The 7,042-nt window shown below is 74.5% G+C and carries 8 protein-coding genes; all 8 read right to left on the bottom strand.

What is annotated here, in order from left to right; all coding sequences use genetic code 11:
* Positions 1 to 174 (bottom strand): 2-oxoglutarate dehydrogenase E1 subunit family protein (locus GUY61_RS31950; RefSeq protein ID WP_313896967.1); only part of this gene is annotated, 174 nt, incomplete at its 3' end.
* Between the two features lie 291 nt (positions 175 to 465).
* Positions 466 to 1,560: a HAMP domain-containing sensor histidine kinase gene (locus tag GUY61_RS31945; RefSeq protein WP_166633789.1), complete on the bottom strand. Its 1,095-nt coding sequence runs from the start codon at positions 1,558 to 1,560 to the stop codon at positions 466 to 468.
* A complete protein-coding gene (locus GUY61_RS31940; protein WP_166633787.1) occupies positions 1,557 to 2,297 on the bottom strand; it encodes a response regulator transcription factor in 741 nt (246 codons plus the stop codon). The genes GUY61_RS31945 and GUY61_RS31940 overlap by 4 nt, the downstream gene beginning before the upstream one ends.
* A 60-nt stretch (positions 2,298 to 2,357) precedes the next feature.
* The gene (locus tag GUY61_RS31935) at positions 2,358 to 3,041 is read right to left on the bottom strand and encodes a spermidine synthase (RefSeq protein WP_166633785.1); all 684 of its coding nucleotides are present in this window, start codon (positions 3,039 to 3,041) and stop codon (positions 2,358 to 2,360) included.
* A 406-nt stretch (positions 3,042 to 3,447) separates the two neighbouring features.
* Complete coding sequence (locus GUY61_RS31930) at positions 3,448 to 4,089, bottom strand: hypothetical protein (protein ID WP_166633783.1); 642 nt, start codon at positions 4,087 to 4,089, stop codon at positions 3,448 to 3,450.
* Positions 4,086 to 5,504: a hypothetical protein gene (locus GUY61_RS31925; protein WP_208106716.1), complete on the bottom strand. Its 1,419-nt coding sequence runs from the start codon at positions 5,502 to 5,504 to the stop codon at positions 4,086 to 4,088. The genes GUY61_RS31930 and GUY61_RS31925 overlap by 4 nt, the downstream gene beginning before the upstream one ends.
* Entirely contained in the window at positions 5,501 to 6,292 is a 792-nt protein-coding gene (locus tag GUY61_RS31920; RefSeq protein WP_208106715.1) for an ABC transporter ATP-binding protein, read from the bottom strand. Before GUY61_RS31920 ends, GUY61_RS31925 begins: the two co-directional genes overlap by 4 nt.
* On the bottom strand, positions 6,289 to 7,042 hold a 754-nt coding region (locus GUY61_RS31915; RefSeq protein WP_243766906.1), incomplete at its 5' end, for a zf-HC2 domain-containing protein. The genes GUY61_RS31915 and GUY61_RS31920, both read right to left, overlap by 4 nt.

Below are 7,042 nucleotides of genomic sequence, written 5' to 3'. Positions count from 1 at the left end.
CTTGTAGTCGGCGAAGAAGTCCCACCAGGCCCGGTCGACCGAGTTCGGGTCCTGGAGGTACTGCTGGTAGATCTCGTCGACGAGCCACTCATTGGGACCGAACGCGGCCGCAGGATTTTCCTGGGCTCCTGGGTCGGTCTTGGTGCTCGAGTTACTGGGGGACTGTGGCGACACGGCGGCAACCGCCCTCTTCCGCTTCACAAGGTGATGGACAGCGGGAATCAAGGCTACGCCTCCCTGGCCTGGACGTGCAGGCCGGGAAGCCCTTCGTCGTGCACATCACATTCCGAGCCGTGTTTCGGGGCAAGGAATGGCGGGAAACAAGCGGGGTTCCCCGGACTGCAGGGAAAACCCCGGATATCCCGGGCTCCGGGAAGGCCCTGCTGGAGCGGGGGAAGGCCCGGGCGGGGCCCGGCCGGGCCCCGCCACAACCGCGTCCCACTGGCCGGAGTGACCGAGGTCACGTCAACGCGACTCCGCGGAGAGCCCCGGAAGGGTGACCTGGATGCGGCAGCCGCGAGCCGATTCGGCCACTCCTATACGGCCGCCGTGCAGATCCACGGCCCAGCGGGCGATGGCCAGCCCCAGTCCCGTACCGCCGTCACTGCCCGGACCGTGCGGCACGGAGACGCTGCCGCGGCTGAACCGCTCGAAGACGCGGTCCCACTGGGCGCGCGGAATGCCGGGGCCCTCGTCGAGGACTTCCAGGTCGAGGCTCTCGGGCCCCGGGCCGCGCCGGGCACGGACGGTGACCCGGCCGTGCGGCGGGCTGTGCTTCACCGCGTTGTCGATGAGGTTGGCGACGACCTGGTGCAGCCGCTCCGCGTCCGCGTGCGCGGTCAGCTCCGGCGGGGAGACGTCCAGGTGGAGGTGGACGTCCGTACGCGTGTGGACGCCGGTGCTGGACGCCGTGCCGCTGCGCCGGGAGGCGATCATGTTGGCCTCCTTCAGCACGCCCGACAGATACGGCCAGACCTCGAACCTGCGTGCCTTCAGCGGGACGACCCCGTTGTCCAGGCGGGACAGGTCGAGCAGGGTCTCCACGAGCCGGCCGAGGCGCTCGGTCTGCTTCAGCGCGGTCCGCATGGTCTCCGGGTCGGCCGCGGAGACGCCGTCGACGACGTTCTCCAGCACCGCCCGCAGTCCCGCGATCGGTGTGCGCAGCTCGTGCGAGACGTTGGCCACCAGCTCCTTGCGCCGGCGGTCCTGGGCCTCCAGGTCCTCGGCCATGCGGTTGATCGTGGTGGCGAGATCGCCGAGCTCGTCGCGCCGGTCCGCGCCCCGCACCCGCCGGGTGTAGTCGCCCTGCGAGATGGACCGGGCCACGGTCGTCATCTCGTCGAGCGGGGCGGTGAGCCCGTGCGCGACGAACTGTGTGATCAGCAGGGTGGCGATCACCGAGAAGACCGTGATGAAGCGGAACTCGGTGTCCGTGCGCAGGGCCACCATCAGCAGACCCGTGGTGATGAAGACGGAGACGACGACCAGGATGCCGAGCTTCGTCTTGATCGAGAAGGCCCAGCCCGGTCTCCGCGAGGGCCCCTCAGCCCCACCGGTCATGGCGTCGGTGTCTCCAGCGCGTATCCGACACCGTGCACCGTGCGGATGCGATCGGCGCCGATCTTCCGCCGCAGTGCCTTGATGTGGCTGTCGACCGTGCGGGTGCCGGAGGCGTCCGCCCAGTCCCAGACCTCGGCGAGCAGCTGTTCGCGGGAGAGCACCGCACGCGGGGTGTTCGCCAGGCAGACCAGCAGATCGAACTCGGTGGGGGTGAGGTGCACGTCCTCGCCGCGCACCCGGACCCTGCGCTGGGCATGGTCGATCTCCAGGTCGCCCAGGCGCAGTATCCCGCCGCGCGGGGTGTTGGCGGCCAGCGCGGCCCGCTCCACCCGCCGCAGCAGCACATGAACCCGGGCGGCCAGTTCCCGCATGGAGAACGGCTTGGTCATGTAGTCGTCGGCGCCGACCCCGAGACCGACCAGCATGTCGGTCTCGTCGTCCCGCGCGGTCAGCATCAGGACGGGCACCGGGCGCCGTGCCTGCACCCGGCGGCAGACCTCCAGGCCGTCGAAGCCCGGCAGCATGATGTCCAGTACCAGCAGGTCGGGCTGCCAGGTCTCGGCGGCGTCCACGGCGGACGGGCCGTCGCCGGCCGTCTGCACCTGGAAGCCCTCGGCCCTGAGTCTCGCGGAGATGGCGTCCACGATCGTCGCGTCGTCCTCGACGACCAGCACCCGGCGCTGAGCCCCTGCGGTGGCGGCCACGGTGCCGGTCTGGGTGGTGTGTGTCTGTTCCATCTCCCCGCCTCTGGATCCAGCGTGTGGATAGGCAGCGTACGGGGCTCGCGGGGCGCTCGGCTACGCAGCCCGGATCCCGAGGTGGACCACGTCGGGGACGCCTCGGGCAACAGTGACCTCTTCCGTATTTACCTTGCAGAATCCGGCATTCCGCATAGCTTCCTCAAAGGCCCCGGAGGGCTGGGCGGACCAGACGGCGAGGATTCCGCCGGGGTTCAGCCGCTCCCGGCAGGCCGCGAGACCGGCCGGTGAGTAGAGGCTTCCGTTGTCCTCGGTGACGGTCCAGTCGGGGCCGTTGTCGATGTCCAGGCACAGCGCGTCGTACGTCTCCGTGGCGGTGCGCACGTACTCGACGAGATCGGTGTGCAGGATCTCCGTACGGGGGTCGGCGAGCGCCTCCCGCGAAACCGCGGCCAGGGGCCCCCGCCGGTGCCAGCCGATGATGGCCTCCTCCCGCTCCGCCACGGCGATACGGCCCCAGCGCGGCCCGGCGGCGGCCCGCGCGAGCGAGAAGCCCACGCCGAGGCCGCCGATGAGGACGGACGGCTTCTCCCGGTCGCCGAGGGCGTCCAGCGCCGCGTCCACGAGCAGCCGCTCCGAACGGCCGTCGGAGGTGTCCATGAGGAAGACGCCGTTCGCGATGATCTCGAAGACCGCGTGCTCCCCCTCCTTGCCGCGCCGCCGCAGCACGACCTCGCCGTGGGGGCCGTTCCGCCGGTCCAGGGTCACCGGCTGCTCGGACATGGGGGACTCTCCTCGGTGTGCTCGGTCGCGGAATCCGGCCGCCGGCGCTGTGACGCAAGTCACCGAAGTCACAGGAGCGCCCGGTGGTGCGAGAGACGTGCCGGCCGGGTTTCGCGCCCGGACCGGTCCGCCCTCGCCCGGACCCGGGGGGCCGCCGGCCCCGCGGATCCAACCGAGGACTCTAGTGCCGCGTCAGCCAGGGTTCGCCCCGTCGCGACGCCCTGCACGGCACTCGCCCGCAGCCCTCCGGGCGCGGGGGGTACCCCCACGCTGCGTTGGCCGAAAGTCCGAGCAGGCCCACTACGAGGGCTTCCGGCCGCCTTGCGATGCTCCCCCTGCCTCCGGCGGGAGGTGCCCCCGGCACCGGACGCCGCTCCTCGGCGGGCAAACCCCGACCGACGCGGCACTAGCCAAGGACGGGGTGGAGCGGGCGCGCTCCGCGCACGTACAGCGCGCCGCCGCACAGCAGCACCGCCCCGGCCACCGCCCACGCCGCCGGCTCCGGGCCCGGCCGCAGGGGCCACGCCCACACGGCCGCCGCCGCGCCGTGCGCCCGGGGGGCCGCCAGGAACACCGCGCCCAGGTACGCCGTCGCCGGCAGCCAGCTCGGCCGCGCCCCGACCACCCTGGCGGCCGCCGCGGTGACCCCGACCGCCCCCACGGTGTTCCTGACCAGTGCCGGGCCGCCGAGACTCCCCGTGTCCCAGGGCACGGCGGCGGCGAGCGCGGCCACCGCGAGTGCCGTCAGCGCGGACAGGTGCGCGAGCCGTCGCGGCCACCACGGACGGGCGGCGGCGCGGTCCAGCTCCTCGGCCCGCGGATGCAGGCTCGTCCCGATGACCGCGGCCACCAGCGGTGGTGCCAGGGCCGCGAGGGCACCCGGGTACGGCAGACCGCCGTACGTCTCCCGCGGCCCCGGGGCGTGCGCCGCCCACGCGGCGAGCAGCGCGGTGCCGGCGAGTGCCGCCACGGCGAGCGGAAGCTCCCGCGAACGGGCGTAGAGCACGGGGCCGGCGAGAGCGCGGCCCGGTGTGACCGGCGTCTTCACAGCGAGGGCACCTCGTCCGGGTCGCAGCTGCCGACTGCGGCGAAGTAGCGCGAGAGCCAGGCGCGGCGCTCCGCGTCGCCCATCGCGTCGAAACGGGCCCTCGCAGCCTTCGCGGCCCGGAGCGCGGCCAGCGCGTCCTCGCGCCGCGCCCGGTCCTTGACAGTGCTCGGCAGCTTGTCCCAGTAGTCCTGCGCGGGGTGGGGGGCGAGCCATTCCCGTACCGTCTCGTCGACCAGCGCCGCGCGCCCGTCCTCCGTCCGGGCGTCGCAGGCGTCGGGGCCCGTCAGCGCGGCGGCGGCCTCCCAGGCGAACTGCCCCGGGTCGGTCAGCTCGTTGCGTACGACCACCCGCCCGAGCGGCCTGATCATCGGCAGCGCGGCCTCGTCCCGTGCCGGGCGGCCGGGCCGGTCGGCGAAGCGCACCGGGACGTTCGCGACGCCTTCGAGTTTCCGGGAGATCCCCGACAGCGCGGACCGCACCTCGGGAAGCACCGCCGCGCTGACGGCACTCACGCAGATGTCGGGGGTGGTGGTGGTGTCGCACACCTGCCGCTTCACCAGGGGGTCGGTACGCCACATGCCTGGCCCGTTCTCGACCAGGACCACGGCGGCGACGACCGCGGCGCCCAGCGGCAGCAGCGCGAGGAGGCGGCGCCGGGCGGCGTGCGCCAGTACGGCGGCCGCGGCGATCCCGGCCGTCCACACCGCCATCGTGGGCGGCTGCCACAAGGGCGGCGACTCCGAGAGGGGGACCGGGGACAGGTACCGCAGCGGGGAGTCCCCGGAATCGGACACCACGAGCAGCAGGTAGACGACGGGAGCCACGGCGGGCGCGGCGGCCCACCGGGGGACCAGCCGTCCCAGCAGGTGTCCCGCGACTGCCGCCGCCCCCAGGAACACGGCGTCGGCCACCACGACGGACAGGACGGGCCCGCCCGCTTCGGAGGCGTACGGCAGGCTCGCGAGCAGCACCCCGGCGGCGGCGACGGCGTACCCGGCGATCACCCAGAGCACGAGGGGCAGGGCCGCCGCCATCAGCTGCACGAGCGGGGTCCTGGCCATGGAAACGCGCAGTTCCGCCAGACCGGCGCGGCGCTCCCGGCCGCCCTGCAGGCAGCCGGCCGCGGCGGCCACGGGGCCGCAGAGCAGGACGGCCGCGCTGTGCAGCAGGGACGTCGTCGCGGCCCAGTCGCCCTGCCACGTCGAGGCCTTCGACGCGCACGCGACGGCGAGCGTCAGTGCGGTTGCCGCACCGACCCGGGGCGCCAGGCCCCGCAGCAGTTCGGCGCGCAGCGGATGACGGCGACCGCGGGCGGGGGACGCGGCGTCGGGTGCAGGACCAGGTGCCGAACCGGGTGCGGCTTCCGGGGCGGTTCCAGGGGCGGGGACGGCGTCCGCCGTGCGCGCGGGTGTCATCGGGCCGCCTCCGCGAGGACGCCGGTACCGGCGCGGTGGGCGCGCAGCGCCGCCGTGTAGCCGTGCTCGATGGCGCTGCCCCGCGCGTCGGAGTCCTCGGCGGCGTCCGCTGCGCCGAGTGCGGCCAGGGAGGCGGGGCTGCCGCGGTGGGCGACACGGCCCGCGTCGAGGAGGGTGACGCCGGTACAGGCGGCGGCGACGTCCTCGACCAGGTGGGTGGAGACGATCACCGTCGCGGTCTCGCCCAGTTCGCGCAGCAGTGCGCGGAACCCGACGCGCTGCTCGGGGTCGAGGCCCGCGGTGGGTTCGTCGAGCAGCAGGATCTCGGGATCGTTGACGATGGCCTGGGCGATGCCGGCCCGGCGGATCATTCCTCCGGAGAGGGTCTTCATCCTGGCGTCGGCGCTGTCGGTGAGGCCCACCCGGTCCATGGCGCGCTCCACGGCCTGGGCGGTGCGCTCGGCCGGGAGTTCCTTCAGCCAGGCGACGTAGGCGACGAACTCCCTGACGGTGAACGCGGGATAGTGGCCGAACGCCTGGGGGAGGTAGCCGAGCCTGCGCCGTGCCTCGGTGCGCGTCCGGTGGTCCGTGAGGCTCCCGCCGAGCATTTCCACGGTGCCCGCCGCCGGTTCCGCGACGGTCGCCAGCACGCGGATCAGGGATGTCTTGCCGGCGCCGTTGGGGCCGAGGAGGCCGTGCACACCGGTGTCGAGGCGCAGGTCGACGGCGTCGAGTGCGGTGGTTCCGCGGTGCCGGACGGACAGTCCGGCCACCCGTATCGTGCTCAACGGTTCTCCAGTCGGTCGAAGGATGCGCGGCGCAGGACGAGCAGTCCCGCGCTCAGCGCGGCGGCGGCGGCCCAGCAGGTCTGGGCGGTCGGCCCCGAGAGGTACAGCGAGACGTGCCGCGCCAGTTCGGCGGCGGGTACGCCCGCGCCGGGCGCCGGGGCGCCGAGTACGGGCACCGCCACCGCGAGCAGCCAGGCCGTGGCGACGGTGGCGGCGGCGGCACGGGTGCCGGTGTACGAACCGAGCGCCAGCGTGCCCAGGGTCAGTGCGAGGCCCGGCAGCAGCCAGGCCGCCACGGCGGGCGTGCCGCTGAGGGACGGCAGGACGGCTCCGGCGGCCGTCAGCAGCGGCAGGCTGACGGCGAGCACGGCGGCGGTCCTGGTCAGCAGCAGCCGCAGGCCGCCGCCGGGGGAAGCCGCCGCGATCTCGTGCATCGGGTCGGCATGCCACCCGTACGACACGGCGACCCCGGCGACGGGCAGTAGCGGCGCCAGGGCGAGCAGCACGGGTCGTGCGCCGTCGAACCCGGCGCCGTGCGCCAGTGCCACCGCGCCGGCGGCCACGAGCGCGACGGCGCCCAGCCACGCTCCGCGCAGCGCGGGCCCGGCGGCCCACAGCAGCCCCAGCAGGCGCGGGTGCGCGCGCGCCCGGCCTCCGGGACCGGGCCGCGCCGCCGGCGGGCGTGTTCCCGTGTCCGCCCCCGGGCGCGGGCGGTCGGGCGACGCGGCCCGCGCGGAAGGCCCGGTGGGG

It is taken from the genome of Streptomyces sp. GC420, from assembly GCF_009916105.1.
Classification (GTDB): Bacteria; Actinomycetota; Actinomycetes; order Streptomycetales; family Streptomycetaceae; genus Streptomyces.
This window is presented reverse-complemented; position numbering and strand designations above follow the sequence as displayed.

Coding starts and splice junctions, on each gene's coding strand:
- GUY61_RS31945 (WP_166633789.1), bottom strand. CDS start 1,560: ATGACCGGTGGGGCTGAGGGGCCCTCGCGGAGACCGGGCTGGGCCTTC.
- GUY61_RS31940 (WP_166633787.1), bottom strand. CDS start 2,297: ATGGAACAGACACACACCACCCAGACCGGCACCGTGGCCGCCACCGCA.
- GUY61_RS31935 (WP_166633785.1), bottom strand. CDS start 3,041: ATGTCCGAGCAGCCGGTGACCCTGGACCGGCGGAACGGCCCCCACGGC.
- GUY61_RS31925 (WP_208106716.1), bottom strand. CDS start 5,504: ATGACACCCGCGCGCACGGCGGACGCCGTCCCCGCCCCTGGAACCGCC.